The following is a 379-nucleotide window of genomic DNA, read 5'->3' on the forward strand; positions in this document are numbered from 1 at the left end:
ATCGAGAAGCGCCTCGGCATGATCGTCGGCGCCGGCGCCGCTGCCCTTATTTTGCTCTATATCCTCGTCAGATACGCCCACGCCTAGCGCAATTCCAGGAAAAGTGCGTAGCGGTTTTCCGTCCGGAATTGCGTCAAAACAAATCTGGAGCCGGATGATTTCAGGACGAATCGACCTGAAATCTGAATCCGGCCCTAAAGCAAAGAGATAGAGCATGATGTCGCCCGAAAAGCGCTTCACACTTTTCGGCATCATGCTCTAGCGACCAAGCCAACGGACCACCTTCGATGACAGCGATCATGAATGCCGACACCGGACGCCAGCGGACGCGGGCGGCGCTGTTTCTCGCCGTCGCCATGGCCGCCACCCTCGGCTCGGC

Annotated in this window: 1 protein-coding gene; it reads right to left on the bottom strand. The window is 58.0% G+C overall.

The window, feature by feature from the left end; all coding sequences use genetic code 11:
- Positions 1-252, bottom strand: a 252-nt coding sequence (locus tag EOA29_RS43950) for a hypothetical protein (RefSeq protein ID WP_281061173.1), incomplete at its 3' end; no start/stop codon positions are given.
- Positions 253-379 lie beyond the last annotated feature (127 nt).

It is taken from the genome of Mesorhizobium sp. M1E.F.Ca.ET.063.01.1.1 (genome assembly GCF_003998155.1).
GTDB lineage: Bacteria > Pseudomonadota > Alphaproteobacteria > Rhizobiales > Rhizobiaceae > Mesorhizobium.